The sequence below is a fragment of the Pantoea sp. FN0305 genome (assembly GCF_050113845.1).
GTDB classification, from domain to species: Bacteria; Pseudomonadota; Gammaproteobacteria; order Enterobacterales; family Enterobacteriaceae; genus Mixta; species Mixta alhagi.
Genome location: NZ_JBNJSN010000008.1, coordinates 112,169 through 129,031 on the forward strand (window position 1 = coordinate 112,169; position 16,863 = coordinate 129,031).

The following is a 16,863-nucleotide window of genomic DNA, read 5'->3' on the forward strand; positions in this document are numbered from 1 at the left end:
ATGAGATCCGCTACCAAAGCGCTTAAGTTGAAAAAACAGGAAGATCAGGCCAGCTTTGTCAGCTGGCGTTTTGCGTTGCTGTGCGGCGGCATCTTACTTGCGTTGATCGGACTACTGTTGCGTGTTGCCTATTTGCAGGTCATTAATCCCGACAGGCTGGTGCGCGAAGGTGATATGCGTTCTCTGCGCGTTCAGTCGATTCCTACCGCGCGCGGAATGATCACTGACCGTGCCGGCAGGCCGCTGGCTGTTAGCGTGCCGGTTAACGCCATCTGGGCCGATCCGAAAGAGCTGCACGATCGCGGCGGCATCACGCTCGACAGCCGCTGGAAAGCGCTGGCCGACGCTCTCTCTGTGCCTCTCGATCAGCTGGCTAACCGCGTAAATGCCAATCCTAAAGGCCGCTTTGTCTATCTGGCCCGCCAGGTCAATCCGGCGATTGGCGACTATATCAAAAAGCTTAAGCTGCCCGGTATCCACTTACGGGAAGAATCCCGCCGCTACTATCCTGCAGGTCAGGTGACCTCTCATCTTATCGGTTTTACCAACATTGATGGACAGGGCATTGAAGGCGTCGAGAAAAGCTTTGACCGCTGGCTAACAGGCCAGCCAGGCGAGAGAACGGTACGTAAAGATCGCTTTGGCCGCGTGATTGAAGATATCTCTTCGGTAGACAGTCAGGCAGCGCATAATCTGGCGCTCAGTATCGATGAACGTTTGCAGGCGCTGGTCTATCGCGAACTGAACAATGCCGTGGCCTTCAACAAGGCGGAATCCGGCACGGCGGTGCTGGTTGATGTCAACACTGGCGAAGTGCTGGCGATGGCTAACAGCCCGGCCTACAACCCCAACAATCTCAGCAATACGCCAAAAGATGTGATGCGCAACCGCGCTATCACCGACATCTTTGAACCCGGATCCACCGTGAAACCAATGGTGGTGATGACCGCACTGCAGCGCGGCGTCGTGCGCGAAAACAGCGTGCTGAATACGCTGCCTTATCGCGTTAATGGTCATGAAATCAAAGACGTGGCGCGCTACAACGAACTGACCCTGACCGGGGTTCTGCAGAAGTCGAGTAACGTCGGTGTATCAAAGCTGGCGTTAGCGATGCCCTCCTCAGCACTAGTGGAAACCTATTCACGCTTTGGATTGGGCAAACCAACCAATTTGGGGTTGGTCGGGGAAAGCAGTGGCCTGTATCCCCATAAACAAAGGTGGTCCGATATTGAAAGGGCCACCTTCTCATTCGGCTATGGGCTGATGGTAACGCCGTTACAGCTGGCGCGCGTTTACGCCACCATCGGCAGCTATGGCATTGCGCGTCCACTCTCAATCACGAAAGTGGATCCGCCGGTACCGGGCGAACGCGCCTTCCCTGAATCGGTGGTGAAAACTGTGGTTCATATGATGGAAAGCGTCGCGCTGCCCGGCGGCGGCGGCGTCAAAGCCGCGATCAAAGGTTATCGTATCGCCATCAAAACCGGGACCGCGAAAAAAGTCGGTCCTGATGGCCGCTACGTGAATAAATATATTGCCTATACCGCTGGCGTGGCGCCAGCCAGCCAGCCGCGCTTTGCGCTGGTGGTGGTCATCAACGATCCCCAGGCGGGTAAATATTATGGCGGTGCGGTGTCGGCACCGGTATTCGGCGCCATCATGGGCGGCGTTCTGCGCACCATGAATATTGAGCCAGATGCCTTGCCGACCCCGGTTGAAAAGAATGACCTTGTCAACAACAAGAAAGAGGAATCAAGTGACAGATCGTAACTTGCGCGACTTACTGGCTCCGTGGGTGCCTGGCGCGCCGGAGCGTCCGCTTCGTGAAATGACACTGGACAGCCGCGTGGCGGCGTCCGGCGATCTGTTTGTGGCTGTTGCCGGCCATAACGTTGATGGGCGACGTTTTATCCCTCAGGCTATCGCTCAGGGCGTTTCGGCAGTTATCGCTGAAGCCGCCGGCGAGGCGGAGGATGGTGAAATTCGCGAAATGCATGGCGTACCGGTTGTCTATCTGTCGCAGCTGCCGCAGCGTTTATCGGCGCTTGCCGGGCGTTTTTATCAGCAGCCTGGCGAGCAGTTGCGTTTAATCGGCGTAACCGGGACCAACGGTAAAACCACTACCACGCAACTGCTGGCGCAGTGGGCGAATCTGCTCGGCGAAACCGGCGCGGTAATGGGCACCGTGGGTAACGGCCTGTATGGTCATCTGATCCCCACTGAAAATACCACCGGCTCGGCGGTTGATGTGCAGCATATGCTGAACTCGCTGGTTGAGCAGGGAGCGACCCTGGCAGCGATGGAAGTTTCCTCTCACGGGCTGGTGCAGCATCGTGTAGCGGCGCTGCCTTTTGCTGCAGCGGTGTTTACCAACCTGAGCCGCGATCATCTGGATTACCATGGCGATATGATTCGCTATGAGTCTGCGAAGTGGCTGCTGTTTTCCGAGCATCAGGTGGGCGAAGCGATTATCAATGCCGACGATGAGGTGGGGCGGCGTTGGCTGGAGAGGCTGCCCGATGCGGTTGCCGTCACCATGGCTGACAACGTACTGCCCGCTCAACATGGCCGCTGGCTGAAAGCCACCGACATTCATTATCACGATAACGGTGCCACGATTCGTTTCGCTTCCAGCTGGGGCGATGGCGAGCTGGAAAGCCGCCTGATGGGCGCTTTCAACGTCAGCAATCTGCTGCTGGCGTTAGCGACGCTGTTAACGCTGAATTATCCGCTGGCGCTGTTAATTGCCAGCGCACGTCAGCTGCAGCCGGTTTGCGGACGGATGGAAGTTTTTAGCGCGCCAGACAAGCCAACGGTGGTGGTGGATTATGCCCATACGCCGGATGCGCTGGAAAAAGCGCTGGAAGCGGCGCGTCTGCATTGCCAGGGGCAGCTCTGGTGCGTCTTTGGCTGTGGTGGCGACCGCGATAAAGGCAAACGGCCATTAATGGGCGCCATTGCTGAACAGTTTGCCGATATTATAGTGATCACGGACGACAATCCCCGCAGCGAAGATCCGGGCGCGATTGTTGAAGATATTCTCACCGGTCTGCTCGACCCGGGCCGTGCTCGCATAATGGCGGGACGCGCACAAGCGGTAACCAACGCCATTATGCAGGCCGGGCCGCAGGATATCGTACTGGTTGCCGGTAAAGGACATGAAGATTATCAGATTGTCGGTAATCGCCGTCTGGACTATTCCGACCGCGTTACCGTCGCACGTTTGCTGGGGGTGATGGCATGATTCCGGTTTCCCTGGAAACGCTGGCGCAAATTGCTAACGGCACGCTGATCGGCGGCAATCTGCAGATTGCCGAAGTGACCACCGATACGCGTAAGGTCAGCGCGGGCTGTTTGTTTATCGCCCTGAAGGGCGAGCGCTTTGATGCGCATGATTTTGCCAGCGAAGCGGTTGCTAAAGGTGCGGCAGCATTATTGGTGAGTAAGCGCTTGCAAATTGATGTGCCACAGGTGGTGGTAAGCGATACGCGTATCGCGCTGGGCGAGCTGGCTGCCTGGGTTCGCCAACAGGTCAATACCCGCGTGGTGGCGCTGACTGGCTCCTCCGGTAAAACCTCGGTAAAAGAGATGACGGCTGCCATTCTGCGTCAGTGCGGCGAAACCCTCTATACCGCAGGCAACCTGAACAATGATATCGGCGTGCCGCTGACGCTGTTGCGTCTTACTGCGGCGCACCAGTACGCAGTCATTGAGCTGGGCGCTAATCATCAGGGCGAGATCGCCTGGACAACCGGATTAACGCGTCCGGAAAGCGCGCTGGTCAACAACCTCGCCGCTGCGCATCTGGAGGGCTTCGGCTCTCTGGCGGGCGTGGCGAAAGCGAAAGGCGAAATTTTCCTTGGGCTGCCGCCAACGGGCACAGCCATTATCAATGCCGACAGCAATGACTGGCCGCGCTGGCAAACCCAGTTAACCCAGCAGCGCGTCTGGCGATTTTCCGCCGCCGAAGGGGCAACCACAGATTTCTGCGCCACCGATGTGATGGTGAAATCACAGGGAACGGCTTTTACGCTGCATACGCCGCAGGGCGATGTGGCGGTGCTGCTGCCGCTTCCGGGACGCCACAATGTCGCTAATGCACTGGCAGCCAGTGCGCTGGCGCTGTCGGTTGGCGCGCCGCTTGAGGCCATTGCTCAGGGGTTAGCCACGCTGCAGGCGGTGCCCGGGCGTCTGTTCCCTATTATTCTCGGTCCGCAAAAGCTGCTGCTGGACGACAGCTATAACGCCAATGTCGGATCAATGACCGCCGCCGCGCAGGTTCTGGCGGATATGCCGGGCTATCGCGTGATGGTTACCGGCGATATGGCGGAGCTGGGCGAGGAGGCGGTTGAATGCCATCGTCAGGTTGGCGAGGCCGCCCGTCATGCCGGTATCGATAAGGTACTGAGCGTGGGATCGTTAAGCCAGCATATCAGCGATGCCAGCAGTGTCGGCGAACACTTCAGCGATAAAGCGGCGCTGAGCGCGCGTTTATTATCGCTGCTTGCTGAGCATCAGGTGATTACCGTTTTAGTTAAAGGTTCTCGTAGTGCCGCCATGGAGCAGGTAATACAAACCTTACAGGAGAAAGGAACATGTTAGTTTGGCTGGCCGAACATTTGGTCGCTTTTTATTCCGGCTTTAACGTCTTCTCATATTTGACGTTTCGCGCCATTGTCAGCCTGCTGACCGCACTGTTTATCTCGCTGTGGATGGGGCCGCGCCTGATCGCCTGGCTGCAAAAGTTGCAGATTGGACAAGTGGTGCGTAGCGAAGGGCCGGAGTCGCACTTTAGCAAGCGCGGCACGCCGACCATGGGCGGCATCATGATTTTGACCTCCATTACCATTTCAGTATTGATGTGGGCCTATCCTTCTAACCCTTACGTCTGGTGCGTGTTAACAGTGCTGATCGGCTATGGCATTGTGGGCTTTGTGGATGATTACCGCAAAGTCGTGCGTAAAGATACCAAAGGCCTGATCGCCCGCTGGAAATATTTCTGGCAGTCGCTGATTGCGCTGGCGGTAGCCTTCACCATGTATGCTGTCGGGAAAGATACACCGGCGACACAGCTGGTGGTGCCGTTTTTCAAAGATGTGATGCCGCAACTGGGGCTGCTTTATATTCTGCTTTCCTACTTTGTTATCGTTGGCACCAGCAACGCGGTTAACCTGACCGACGGGCTGGATGGCCTGGCAATTATGCCAACGGTCTTTGTGGCCGCCGGTTTTGCGCTGGTGGCCTGGGCCACCGGTAACATGAATTTTGCTGGCTATCTGCATATTCCTTATCTGCGCCACGCCGGTGAACTGGTGATTGTCTGCACCGCTATTGTGGGCGCCGGGCTGGGCTTCTTATGGTTTAACACCTATCCCGCTCAGGTGTTTATGGGCGATGTGGGGTCACTGGCTTTAGGCGGCGCGCTGGGCACTATCGCCGTGCTGCTGCGCCAGGAGTTTCTGCTGGTGATTATGGGCGGCGTGTTTGTAGTAGAAACGCTGTCGGTGATTCTGCAGGTAGGCTCCTTTAAGCTGCGCGGCCAGCGTATTTTCCGTATGGCACCCATTCATCACCATTATGAACTGAAAGGCTGGCCGGAGCCGCGTGTCATCGTGCGTTTCTGGATCATTTCGCTGATGCTGGTGCTGATTGGCCTGGCAACCCTTAAGGTGCGTTAACTATGGCTGACTATCAGGGTAGAAAAGTGGTCATTATCGGGCTGGGGCTGACCGGCCTCTCCTGTGTTGATTTCTTTTTAGCGCAGGGCGTAACGCCGCGCGTGATGGATACCCGAGTGTCACCGCCTGGCCTGGATAAGCTGCCTGATAGCGTGGAGCGCTATTTGGGCTCGCTTAACGGCGACTGGCTGCTGGCGGCCGATCTGATTGTCGCCAGTCCGGGCATGGCCCTGGCGCATCCGCTACTGATGGAAGCGGCAGAGGCGGGCGTTGAAATTATTGGTGATATTGAACTGTTCTGTCGTGAAGCACAGGCGCCAGTGGTGGCGATCACCGGTTCTAACGGAAAAAGTACTGTCACCAGCCTGGTAGGGGAAATGGCGCGTGCTGCTGGCTGGGCCGTAGGCGTGGGCGGCAATATCGGCCTGCCGGCGCTCAGTCTGTTGCAGCAGCCGGCCCAGCTTTATGTACTGGAACTTTCCAGCTTCCAGCTGGAAACCACCCACAGCCTGAAAGCGGCAGCGGCAACCATTCTGAACGTCAGTGAAGATCATATGGATCGCTATCCGTTGGGGCTGCAGCAATATCGTGCCGCCAAACTGCGTATTTATGAAAATGCGGCGGTTTGCGTAGTGAATGCTGATGATGCGTTAACCATGCCGGTACGCGGTGCCGATAAGCGCTGCGTTAGCTTCGGCGTTGACGTAGGTGATTATCATCTCAACCGCCAGCAGGGCAGCATCTGGCTGCGGGTGCAGGGTGAAAAGGTGCTGAATACCGATGAGATGACGCTGGTTGGGCTGCATAACTATACCAATGCGCTGGCTGCGCTGGCGCTGGCGGATGCGGTCGGCATTCCTCGCGCCAGCAGTCTGAAAGCCTTAACCACTTTTCGTGGGCTGGCGCATCGTTTTCAACTGGTGCATGAACGCAACGGCGTACGCTGGATCAATGACTCTAAAGCGACCAACGTCGGTAGCACGGAAGCGGCGCTCAGCGGATTAAAAGCGCAGGGTACGCTGTGGCTGCTGTTGGGCGGCGATGGCAAATCTGCCGATTTCTCCTCGCTGACGCGTTATTTGCAGGGTGATGCTATCCGTGTCTGGTGTTATGGCCGTGACGGTGCGGCACTGGCGGCGCTGCGCCCGGAAATTTCCAGCCAGACAGAAACGCTGGAGCAGGCTATGCGGGCTATCGCGCCGCAGGTGCAGCCGGGCGATATCGTTCTGCTGTCTCCGGCCTGCGCCAGTCTTGATCAGTTCCGTAATTTTGAACAGCGCGGCGATCGTTTCGCCCAGCTGGCACGGGAGCTGGGCTGATGCGTATTCCAGGCTTAGGGCTGGCGGGCGGCGTAGCGGTGCGTCTGCGCGAATGGGTAATGGGCAGCCGGGAAAATAGCGATACGGCCACCATGGTGCTGTATGACCGTACCCTGCTGTGGTTGACCTTCGGGCTGGCGATTATCGGCTTTGTGATGGTGACTTCCGCCTCTATGCCGGTAGGACAGCGCCTGTCAGAAGATCCGTTTTACTTTGCCAAGCGTGATGCGTTTTATCTGCTGCTGGCATTGGGGATGTCGCTGATCACGCTGCGTATCCCGATGGCGGTCTGGCAGCGTTACAGCAATATGATGCTACTGGCCTCGGTATTGATGCTGTTGATTGTATTAGTGGTTGGTAGCTCGGTAAACGGCGCATCGCGCTGGATTGCGCTGGGACCACTGCGTATTCAGCCAGCCGAGCTGTCCAAGCTTTCGCTGTTTTGCTATCTCGCCAGCTACCTGGTGCGCAAAGTCGAAGAGGTACGTAATAACTTCTGGGGCTTTTGTAAACCGATGGGCGTGATGGTGGTGCTGGCGGTGCTGCTGCTGGCCCAGCCGGATCTGGGAACGGTGGTGGTGCTGTTTGTTACTACGCTGGCGATGCTGTTCCTGGCTGGTGCCAAGCTGTGGCAATTTCTGGCAATTATCGGATCCGGTATCTTTGCGGTGATCCTGTTGATCATTGCCGAACCCTATCGTATGCGCCGCGTCACCTCCTTCTGGGATCCCTGGGAAGATCCGTTTGGCAGCGGCTACCAGTTAACCCAGTCGCTGATGGCGTTCGGACGCGGTGAGTTTTGGGGGCAGGGATTAGGTAACTCTGTGCAAAAACTGGAGTATTTACCAGAGGCGCATACCGACTTCATTTTCTCCATTATCGGGGAAGAACTCGGTTATATCGGTGTGGTTTTAGCGCTGTTAATGGTATTCTTCGTCGCTTTTCGGGCGATGTCGATTGGCCGACGTGCGCTGGAGATCGATCAGCGCTTTTCCGGCTTTCTGGCTTGCTCGATTGGCGTCTGGTTTAGCTTCCAGGCGTTGGTGAACGTCGGCGCGGCAGCGGGTATGCTGCCTACTAAGGGCCTGACGTTGCCGTTAATTAGTTACGGTGGTTCCAGTCTGATCATTATGTCGACGGCCATCGTGTTGTTGTTACGCATAGATTATGAGACGCGTCTGAGCAAAGCGCAGGCGTTTACCCGAGGTGCGCGATGAGTGGAAAGCGGTTGATGGTAATGGCTGGCGGTACCGGTGGACATGTGTTCCCGGGCCTGGCCGTTGCGCATCATCTGATGGCGCAGGGCTGGCAGGTACGCTGGCTGGGAACCGCCGATCGTATGGAAGCCGAGCTGGTGCCGAAACACGGTATCGAAATCGATTTTATCCGCATTAGCGGATTGCGCGGCAAAGGGCTTAAAGCGATGTTGGCTGCGCCGGTGCGGATTTTCAACGCCTGGCGTCAGGCCCGCCGTATTATGAAAGCCTGGAAGCCTGATGTCGTGCTTGGCATGGGCGGCTATGTCTCAGGGCCCGGCGGGCTGGCGGCCTGGAGCTGCGGTATTCCGGTGGTGCTGCATGAACAGAATGGCATTGCCGGGTTAACCAATAAATGGCTGGCGAAGCTGGCAACGAAAGTGATGCAGGCATTTCCCGGCGCGTTTCCGCATGCCGAGGTAGTGGGCAATCCGGTGCGCACCGATGTGCTGGCACTCAGCCGCCCGGAGCAACGTCTGGCTGGCCGTGAAGGTCCGACTCGGGTTCTGGTCGTTGGCGGCAGTCAGGGCGCGCGCGTGCTTAACCAGACGATGCCGCAGGTTGCGGCGCTGATGGGCGATAGCATTACGCTGTGGCATCAGACCGGGAAAGGGGCACAGAGCGATGTTCTGGCCGCTTATGCCGCAGCGGATGGTGCGCATCAGCATAAAATCACTGAGTTTATTGACGATATGGCGGCGGCCTATGCGTGGGCCGATGTGGTGGTATGCCGCTCCGGCGCGCTGACGGTAAGCGAAGTCGCTGCTGCAGGCCTTCCTGCTATTTTTGTGCCTTTTCAGCATAAAGATCGTCAGCAGTACTGGAATGCGCTCCCGCTGGAAAAAGCGGGCGCAGCCAAAATTTTTGAGCAGCCGCAGTTTACTGCGAATGGGGTGGCGGAAACGTTAAAGCAGTGGGATCGACCCACGCTGCTGCTGATGGCGCAAAAGGCGCGTCAGGTAGCGATTCCCGATGCCACCGAACGGGTAGCGGCAGAAGTCAGCGCCGTAGCGCGCTAACAGAATTAAGAGAAGGTACTGCGGTACCGACAGGCAAAAGAAAAGATGAATACTCAACAACTGGCGAAACTGCGTTCTATCGTGCCCGAGATGCGTCGCGTCCGGCACATTCACTTTGTCGGCATCGGCGGTGCCGGCATGGGCGGTATTGCCGAAGTGTTGGCCAATGAAGGTTATCAGATTAGCGGTTCCGATTTAGCGCCTAATGCCGTGACGCAGCATCTGACCGCGCTGGGCGCCACCATCTATTTTCACCATCGCCCGGAAAACGTCAGCGATGCCAGTGTCGTGGTGGTCTCCAGTGCGATTACGCAGGATAACCCGGAGATTATCGCCGCGCGTGAAGCGCGTATTCCGGTGATCCGTCGAGCTGAAATGCTGGCTGAGCTGATGCGTTTCCGTCACGGGATCGCCGTGGCCGGTACGCACGGTAAAACCACCACCACGGCGATGGTGACCAGCATCTATGCCGAAGGCGGACTCGATCCCACCTTTGTTAACGGCGGTTTGGTTAAAGCGGCGGGAACGCATGCGCGTCTGGGCAGTAGCCGTTACCTGATTGCGGAAGCGGATGAGAGCGATGCCTCCTTCCTGCATCTGCAACCGATGGTGGCGATTGTAACCAATATCGAAGCTGACCATATGGATACCTACCAGGGCGACTTCGAAAATCTGAAGCAGACCTTTATTAATTTTCTGCACAATTTGCCGTTTTATGGCCGGGCCATACTCTGCGTGGATGATGCGGTGATCCGCGATTTGATCCCGCGAGTGGGACGTCAGATCACCACCTACGGCTTTAGCGAAGATGCTGACGTGCGCATCGAAGATTACGAGCAGCACGGCGCGCAAGGGCACTTTACGCTGGTGCGTCATGACAAGCCGCTGATGCGCGTGACGCTCAACGCACCGGGTCGTCATAACGCCTTAAACGCGGCGGCGGCGGTTGCCGTTGCCACGGAAGAGGGCATTGATGATGAAGAGATCCTCAGCGCGCTGGAAAGCTTCCAGGGCACCGGGCGTCGCTTCGACTTCCTCGGCGAGTTCCCACTGCAGCAGGTAAACGGCACCGTTGGTTCCGCCATGCTGGTTGATGATTATGGCCATCATCCGACCGAAGTGGATGCCACCATCAAGGCGGCGCGAGCAGGCTGGCCGGATAAAAGGCTGGTGATGATTTTCCAGCCGCATCGCTATACGCGCACACGCGATCTTTATGATGATTTCGCCAATGTACTGTCGCAGGTAGATGTATTGCTGATGCTGGATGTCTATTCCGCCGGTGAAACGCCGATCCCTGGCGCAGACAGCCGATCGCTGTGCCGGACGATCCGGGGACGTGGCAAGGTGGATCCGATCCTGGTGCCAGATCATGATGTGATCCTCGATTTCCTTGCCCCGACATTAAGCGGCAACGATCTGATCCTGGTTCAGGGCGCGGGTAACATTGGTAAGATTGCTCGTCGACTGGCTGACCAAAAACTGAAACCGCAGACCAATGAAGAGGAACATCATGGCTGATAAAGTAGCGGTACTGCTGGGTGGTACCTCCGCTGAACGCGACGTCTCGTTAATGTCTGGCGAGGCGGTGATTGCGGGTCTGAAAGAGGCGGGTATTGACGCGCATGGCGTTGATCCGCGCGATTTCCCCGTTATGCGGTTGAAAGAAGAAGGCTACACAAAAGTGTTCATCGCCCTGCACGGTCGTGGCGGTGAAGATGGTACTTTACAGGGCGTTCTGGATTTCCTGCAGATCCCCTATACCGGCAGCAGCGTGATGGCTTCGGCGATCACTATGGATAAATGGCGCTCTAAGCTGCTCTGGCAGGGCGCTAACCTGCCGGTTGCGCCCTATGTGTGGCTCAACCGCCAGCAGATGGAAGCTGGACTGGATGAGACGCTGGTGCAGCGTATCGCCCAGCTGGGTATGCCGCTGTTTGTTAAACCCAGCAGCGAAGGCTCCAGCGTGGGTATTTCACGCGTTAATCAGCCTGCAGAGCTGCCAGCGGCGCTGGAAGAAGCGTTTCGTCATGATGATGATGTGCTGATTGAAAAGTTTATTAGCGGTCCTGAATACACGGTGGGCATTCTTGGCGATCAAATTTTGCCTTCGATCCGTATTCAGCCAGCCAGCGACTTCTATGACTATGAAGCAAAATACATTTCTGACGATACACAGTACTTCTGCCCGGCCGGACTGAGCGTGGAAAAAGAGGCGGAGCTGCAGGCGCTGGTGTTGAATGCCTGGCGTACTCTGGGCTGCAGCGGCTGGGGACGTGTGGATGTAATGATGGACGGTGACGGCACCTTCTATCTGCTGGAGGTGAATACCTCTCCTGGCATGACCAGCCACAGTCTGGTGCCAATGGCGGCGAAGCAGGCAGGGATGAGCTTCTCCCAGCTGGTGGCGCGTATTCTGGAGCTGGCCGACTAAGATGTCGCAGGCGGCTCTGAACGTACGTCGGGACGCGCAGGAGAAAGCGAAAGCGCGCACCGGCCGCAGCAATGGCTCTCGGTTAGCAGGAATGTTGTTTCTGCTGTTGGTGATCGGCACGATGCTGGCGGGCGGCTTCGTGGTGCTGAAGTGGATGAATGATGCTTCGCGTCTGCCGCTTTCAAAACTGGTGGTGACGGGAAAAACGCATTACACCACCAACGACGATATCCGTCAGGCCATCCTGTCGTTGGGCGCGCCCGGCACTTTTATGTCACAAGATGTAAATGTGATACAGCAGCAGATTGAACGTCTGCCGTGGATTAAACAGGTCAGCGTACGCAAGCAATGGCCGGACGAATTAAAGATTCATCTGGTTGAGTATGTGCCGGTAGCACGGTGGAATGATTTACATATGGTTGATGCGGAAGGCAAATCTTTTAGCGTGCCAGCTAACCATATCGGCAAAGAAACGCTACCGTTGCTGTATGGCCCTGAAGGAAACGAGCAGGATGTACTGGCTGGCTATCGTCAAATGAATGAAATGTTGGCGGCCAGCAAGTTTAGCGTAAAAGCAGCATCAATGACTGCTCGCCACTCCTGGCAATTGGTCACGGGCGACGATGTACGTATTGAGCTGGGCCGTAGCGATAACATGAAGCGTCTTAAGCGGTTTATTGAACTCTGGCCGATGCTCCAGCAGCAGGCCACCGCGGAAAACAAGCGCGTCAGTTATGTCGATTTGCGCTATGACTCCGGCGCTGCCGTTGGCTGGGCTCCGGCATTTATTGAGCCTCAGGACAGTAATCAGCAACAGAATCAGGCACAGGCTAAACAACAATGATCAAGGCGACGGACAGAAAACTGGTAGTAGGACTTGAGATAGGCACCGCCAAGGTCGCCGCTTTAGTAGGGGAAATTCTGCCCGATGGCATGGTCAATATTATTGGGGTCGGCAGTTGTCCGTCCCGCGGTATGGATAAAGGCGGCGTAAACGATCTGGAATCGGTAGTGAAATGCGTACAGCGCGCTATCGATCAGGCGGAGCTGATGGCGGACTGTCAGATTTCGTCCGTTTACCTTGCTTTATCCGGTAAACATATCAGTTGCCAGAACGAAATCGGGATGGTTCCGATTTCTGAAGAGGAAGTGACACAGGAAGATGTTGAAAACGTTGTGCATACCGCTAAGTCGGTGCGCGTGCGTGATGAGCATCGCATCCTGCATGTGATTCCACAGGAGTACGCGATCGATTATCAGGAAGGGATTAAAAACCCGGTTGGGCTGTCGGGCGTGCGCATGCAGGCAAAAGTGCATTTGATCACCTGTCACAACGATATGGCGAAAAATATCGTTAAGGCTGTTGAACGTTGCGGCCTGAAAGTGGACCAACTGATTTTTGCCGGTCTGGCATCCAGCTTTGCAGTGCTGACCGAAGATGAACGTGAGCTGGGCGTCTGTGTGGTTGATATCGGCGGCGGTACGATGGATATCGCCGTATATACCGGCGGCGCGCTGCGCCATACCAAAGTCATTCCCTATGCAGGGAATGTGGTAACCAGCGATATCGCCTATGCCTTCGGCACGCCGCCGACCGATGCGGAAGCAATCAAGGTTCGTCATGGCTGCGCGCTGGGCTCGATTGTCGGCAAGGATGAGAACGTTGAGGTGCCAAGCGTGGGCGGACGCCCGCCGCGTAGTCTACAGCGTCAGACATTAGCCGAGGTGATTGAGCCACGTTATACCGAGCTGCTGAATCTGGTTAACGACGAAATTTTGCAGTTGCAGGAACAGTTACGCCAGCAGGGCGTTAAGCATCATCTGGCAGCAGGGATTGTGCTTACCGGCGGCGCGGCGCAGATTGAAGGGTTAGCCGCCTGCGCGCAACGTGTGTTTCATACGCAGGTGCGCATCGGTCAGCCGCTGAACATTACCGGATTAACGGATTATGCGCAGGAGCCTTACTACTCAACGGCTGTAGGTCTTCTGCACTATGGAAAAGAGTCTCACCTGAGCGGTGAGGCGGATGTTGAAAAACGTGCTTCAGTTGGCAACTGGTTTAAACGTATCAACAGCTGGCTGAAAAAAGAGTTTTAATTTTTCTAAAAGGGGATCATGCTAGCACTATTTTATGATCTCCAGGCGACAGGCACATAACGGAGAGAAATTATGTTTGAACCTATGGAATTAACCAACGACGCGGTGATTAAAGTCATCGGCGTCGGCGGGGGCGGTGGCAACGCCGTCGAGCATATGGTCCGCGAGCGTATCGAAGGCGTTGAGTTCTTCGCGGTGAATACGGACGCGCAGGCGTTGCGCAAAACTGCAGTTGGCCAGACTATCCAAATCGGTACCAACATTACTAAAGGTCTGGGTGCAGGCGCGAACCCTGAAGTAGGGCGTACTTCTGCAGAAGAAGATCGTGAAGCGCTGCGTTCTGCGCTGGACGGCGCGGATATGGTCTTTATCGCAGCTGGCATGGGCGGCGGTACCGGTACTGGTGCAGCGCCGGTCGTGGCTGAAGTCGCGAAAGAGTTAGGCATTCTGACCGTTGCGGTGGTGACCAAGCCGTTCAACTTTGAAGGCAAAAAGCGTATGGCGTTTGCCGAGCAGGGCATCGCCGAGCTTTCCAAGCACGTTGATTCACTGATCACCATCCCCAACGATAAGCTGTTAAAAGTGTTGGGCCGTGGCATTTCACTGCTGGATGCGTTTGGTGCGGCTAACGACGTACTGAAAGGCGCGGTACAGGGTATTGCCGAGCTGATCACCCGTCCGGGTCTGATGAACGTCGACTTCGCCGACGTGCGTACCGTGATGTCCGAAATGGGTTATGCCATGATGGGTTCCGGCGTGGCCTGTGGTGAAGATCGCGCTGAAGAAGCGGCAGAAATGGCTATTTCCAGCCCGCTGCTGGAAGATATCGATCTTTCCGGTGCTCGCGGCGTGCTGGTAAACATCACCGCTGGTTTCGACCTGCGTCTGGATGAGTTCGAGACCGTAGGTAACACGATTCGTGCTTTCGCATCTGATAATGCTACCGTGGTTATCGGTACTTCTCTGGATCCGGAAATGAACGATGAACTGCGTGTTACCGTGGTGGCTACCGGGATTGGCATGGACAAACGTCCGGAAATCACCCTGGTAACCAACAAGCAGGCAAGCAGCCAGCCGGTAATGGATCATCGCTATCAGCAGCACGGCATGTCTCCGCTGCCGCAAGAGCAAAAGCCCGCTGCGAAAGTGGTCAACGATCAAAGCTCGCAGCCTGGCAAAGAGCCTGACTACCTGGATATTCCTGCTTTCCTGCGCAAGCAGGCGGATTAGGAATAACCCGAGAATTGGGATTCTCCGCTCTTTGTGCTAAAATATTCGCCCGTCAGTGATATAGACTGACGGTCGGATGATGATTTTGCGAGATAATACGATGATCAAACAACGGACATTAAAACGTATTGTTCAGGCGACTGGCGTCGGTTTGCATACCGGCAAGAAAGTCTCTCTGACGTTACGCCCTGCGCCGGCTAATACCGGGGTCATCTATCGTCGCACTGACTTGAATCCACCGGTTGATTTCCCGGCTGATGCAAAATTCGTGCGCGACACCATGCTAAGTACTTGCCTGGTGAATGATGAAGGCGTACGTATTTCCACCGTAGAGCACCTGAACGCCGCGCTGGCTGGCCTTGGCATCGACAATATCATTGTCGAAGTGAATGCGCCTGAAGTGCCGATTATGGACGGCAGCGCCGCGCCTTTCGTCTACCTGCTGGTTGACGCGGGCGTTGAAGAGCTGAACAGCGCGAAGAAATTCGTGCGTGTTAAACAGGCTGTGCGTGTTGAAGATGGCGACAAATGGGCTGAGATCAAACCCTATAACGGTTTCTCACTCGATTTCACCATTGACTTTAAACACCCGGCGATTGATTCCAGCTCACAGCGTTATCAGCTGAATTTCTCTACGGAAGCGTTCATGCGTCAGATCAGCCGTGCGCGAACCTTCGGCTTTATGCGTGAAATCGAATACCTGCAGTCCAAAGGCCTGTGCCTGGGCGGTAGTTTAGATTGCGCGATAGGCTTAGACGATTTCCGCGTACTGAACGAAGAAGGTTTACGCTTCGAAGATGAATTTGTTCGCCATAAAATGCTGGATGCTATCGGTGACCTGTTCATGTGCGGCCATAATATTGTAGGTGCGTTTTCCGCTTACAAATCAGGCCATGCGCTGAACAATAAACTGCTGCAGGCGGTGCTGGCGAAACAGGAAGCCTGGGAATGGGCGACCTTTGAAGACGAAGCTGAACTGCCGGTGGCGTTCAAGGCAACAAATCTGGTTCTGGCTTAACAGGCTATAACCTTTTAAAACGACTGGTAGCGTTGGCTCACTCTCTCCGGCCAGCAAAGCCAGTCGTTTTTGTTTCTGCATTGCGGTGCGCATTATTTGCGCCGTTGTCGTTCAGACTGTCGCTCTTTTCTTCTCCTCCCGCTACGATCTGATGTTTAACGCACGCAATGATGATAAGATTTGCCCTTGCTAAAGGCGGCAACCGGCCTGATACGCCAGATGGAACAAAGCCGCTAATTATTCATTGAAGAAGGGCAGGTCGCTACCTGCCAGACGGAAACCGTTGTGATCGCTATTTTTCACCGTTGGCGACAATTAGGCAGGCGTTACTTTTGGCCGCATCTGTTATTTGGCATGGTGGCGGCAAGCCTTGGCCTGCCTGCTGCGCACGCCCAGAATGCTGAACAAAATAGTCGCCCTGAAGCCACAGCGAAAAAACTGATTACCGGTAGCGCTGTACGGGTTGATAATCTCGTGCTGCTGCAGGGGAATGTCCGTCGCGCCAACTTCAGCGTGGATTACTGGCATCAGCATGCGATCCGCACCGTCATTCGCCACCTCTCCTTTGCGCTTACGCCACAAAATCTGCCTGATGCGGAAGAGACCCTGCCGCTCGCCGTGCAGAAAATGGCGCTGTTAGATACGCTTAACGCACTGCTCACGCACGAGCCGCGTCAGCCGGTTATTATCCGCCATACGCAACAACCTGCCGTTTCTGTTACGCCAGATTATCATATCGGCATCTGGCTGGCCCAGGTACAGGGTATCCGCGCCGGACCTTACATTCTCAGCTGAAGCCTGAGCAGTCCTAA

The 16,863-nt window shown here is 55.9% G+C and carries 14 protein-coding genes; all 14 read left to right on the plus strand.

Translation table 11 applies throughout. The features are described 5' to 3' along the window. Nucleotides 1-1,770 carry a peptidoglycan glycosyltransferase FtsI gene (locus ACQE3Y_RS16235; RefSeq protein WP_426974463.1) on the plus strand — a complete coding sequence of 590 codons (1,770 nt, stop codon included), beginning with the start codon at nucleotides 1-3 and terminating at the stop codon, nucleotides 1,768-1,770. Next, the gene (gene murE, locus ACQE3Y_RS16240) at nucleotides 1,757-3,244 is read left to right on the plus strand and encodes a UDP-N-acetylmuramoyl-L-alanyl-D-glutamate--2,6-diaminopimelate ligase (protein WP_426974464.1); all 1,488 of its coding nucleotides are present in this window, start codon (nucleotides 1,757-1,759) and stop codon (nucleotides 3,242-3,244) included. The genes ACQE3Y_RS16235 and murE overlap by 14 nt, the downstream gene beginning before the upstream one ends. After that, nucleotides 3,241-4,602, plus strand: a complete 1,362-nt coding sequence (gene murF, locus ACQE3Y_RS16245) for a UDP-N-acetylmuramoyl-tripeptide--D-alanyl-D-alanine ligase (RefSeq protein ID WP_426974465.1) — start codon at nucleotides 3,241-3,243, stop codon at nucleotides 4,600-4,602. The genes murE and murF overlap by 4 nt, the downstream gene beginning before the upstream one ends. Continuing rightward, entirely contained in the window at nucleotides 4,596-5,678 is a 1,083-nt protein-coding gene (mraY, locus tag ACQE3Y_RS16250; protein ID WP_085068007.1) for a phospho-N-acetylmuramoyl-pentapeptide-transferase, read from the plus strand. Before murF ends, mraY begins: the two co-directional genes overlap by 7 nt. Before the next feature lie 2 nt (nucleotides 5,679-5,680). Beyond that, nucleotides 5,681-6,997: a UDP-N-acetylmuramoyl-L-alanine--D-glutamate ligase gene (murD, locus tag ACQE3Y_RS16255; RefSeq protein ID WP_426974466.1), complete on the plus strand. Its 1,317-nt coding sequence runs from the start codon at nucleotides 5,681-5,683 to the stop codon at nucleotides 6,995-6,997. Then, nucleotides 6,997-8,214: a cell division protein FtsW gene (gene ftsW, locus ACQE3Y_RS16260; RefSeq protein ID WP_426974467.1), complete on the plus strand. Its 1,218-nt coding sequence runs from the start codon at nucleotides 6,997-6,999 to the stop codon at nucleotides 8,212-8,214. The genes murD and ftsW overlap by 1 nt, the downstream gene beginning before the upstream one ends. Beyond that, nucleotides 8,211-9,272, plus strand: coding sequence for an undecaprenyldiphospho-muramoylpentapeptide beta-N-acetylglucosaminyltransferase (gene murG, locus ACQE3Y_RS16265; RefSeq protein ID WP_426974468.1), 1,062 nt, complete (start codon nucleotides 8,211-8,213; stop codon nucleotides 9,270-9,272). Before ftsW ends, murG begins: the two co-directional genes overlap by 4 nt. Nucleotides 9,273-9,317: 45 nt before the next feature. After that, nucleotides 9,318-10,793, plus strand: a complete 1,476-nt coding sequence (gene murC / locus ACQE3Y_RS16270; protein WP_426974469.1) for a UDP-N-acetylmuramate--L-alanine ligase — start codon at nucleotides 9,318-9,320, stop codon at nucleotides 10,791-10,793. Next, nucleotides 10,786-11,706: a D-alanine--D-alanine ligase gene (locus ACQE3Y_RS16275; protein ID WP_426982084.1), complete on the plus strand. Its 921-nt coding sequence runs from the start codon at nucleotides 10,786-10,788 to the stop codon at nucleotides 11,704-11,706. The genes murC and ACQE3Y_RS16275 overlap by 8 nt, the downstream gene beginning before the upstream one ends. Nucleotide 11,707: 1 nt before the next feature. After that, nucleotides 11,708-12,550: a cell division protein FtsQ gene (gene ftsQ, locus ACQE3Y_RS16280; RefSeq protein WP_426974472.1), complete on the plus strand. Its 843-nt coding sequence runs from the start codon at nucleotides 11,708-11,710 to the stop codon at nucleotides 12,548-12,550. Then, entirely contained in the window at nucleotides 12,547-13,803 is a 1,257-nt protein-coding gene (gene ftsA / locus ACQE3Y_RS16285) for a cell division protein FtsA (protein ID WP_038628246.1), read from the plus strand. The genes ftsQ and ftsA overlap by 4 nt, the downstream gene beginning before the upstream one ends. A 72-nt stretch (nucleotides 13,804-13,875) precedes the next feature. After that, nucleotides 13,876-15,033: a cell division protein FtsZ gene (ftsZ, locus tag ACQE3Y_RS16290; RefSeq protein ID WP_085068000.1), complete on the plus strand. Its 1,158-nt coding sequence runs from the start codon at nucleotides 13,876-13,878 to the stop codon at nucleotides 15,031-15,033. Between the two features lie 100 nt (nucleotides 15,034-15,133). Further along, nucleotides 15,134-16,051, plus strand: a complete 918-nt coding sequence (gene lpxC, locus ACQE3Y_RS16295; protein ID WP_085072222.1) for a UDP-3-O-acyl-N-acetylglucosamine deacetylase — start codon at nucleotides 15,134-15,136, stop codon at nucleotides 16,049-16,051. A 285-nt stretch (nucleotides 16,052-16,336) separates the two neighbouring features. After that, nucleotides 16,337-16,846 carry a secA translation cis-regulator SecM gene (gene secM / locus ACQE3Y_RS16300; RefSeq protein WP_250651829.1) on the plus strand — a complete coding sequence of 170 codons (510 nt, stop codon included), beginning with the start codon at nucleotides 16,337-16,339 and terminating at the stop codon, nucleotides 16,844-16,846. The last annotated feature ends 17 nt before the right edge of the window (nucleotides 16,847-16,863 follow it).

What these genes read in the sequence shown, in the direction of transcription:
- ACQE3Y_RS16235 (WP_426974463.1), top strand. Translation starts at nt 1, where the DNA reads ATGAGATCCGCTACCAAAGCGCTTAAGTTGAAAAAACAGGAAGATCAG.
- murF (WP_426974465.1), top strand. Translation starts at nt 3,241, where the DNA reads ATGATTCCGGTTTCCCTGGAAACGCTGGCGCAAATTGCTAACGGCACG.
- mraY (WP_085068007.1), top strand. Translation starts at nt 4,596, where the DNA reads ATGTTAGTTTGGCTGGCCGAACATTTGGTCGCTTTTTATTCCGGCTTT.
- murD (WP_426974466.1), top strand. Translation starts at nt 5,681, where the DNA reads ATGGCTGACTATCAGGGTAGAAAAGTGGTCATTATCGGGCTGGGGCTG.
- ftsW (WP_426974467.1), top strand. Translation starts at nt 6,997, where the DNA reads ATGCGTATTCCAGGCTTAGGGCTGGCGGGCGGCGTAGCGGTGCGTCTG.
- murG (WP_426974468.1), top strand. Translation starts at nt 8,211, where the DNA reads ATGAGTGGAAAGCGGTTGATGGTAATGGCTGGCGGTACCGGTGGACAT.
- murC (WP_426974469.1), top strand. Translation starts at nt 9,318, where the DNA reads ATGAATACTCAACAACTGGCGAAACTGCGTTCTATCGTGCCCGAGATG.
- ACQE3Y_RS16275 (WP_426982084.1), top strand. Translation starts at nt 10,786, where the DNA reads ATGGCTGATAAAGTAGCGGTACTGCTGGGTGGTACCTCCGCTGAACGC.
- ftsQ (WP_426974472.1), top strand. Translation starts at nt 11,708, where the DNA reads ATGTCGCAGGCGGCTCTGAACGTACGTCGGGACGCGCAGGAGAAAGCG.
- ftsA (WP_038628246.1), top strand. Translation starts at nt 12,547, where the DNA reads ATGATCAAGGCGACGGACAGAAAACTGGTAGTAGGACTTGAGATAGGC.
- ftsZ (WP_085068000.1), top strand. Translation starts at nt 13,876, where the DNA reads ATGTTTGAACCTATGGAATTAACCAACGACGCGGTGATTAAAGTCATC.
- lpxC (WP_085072222.1), top strand. Translation starts at nt 15,134, where the DNA reads ATGATCAAACAACGGACATTAAAACGTATTGTTCAGGCGACTGGCGTC.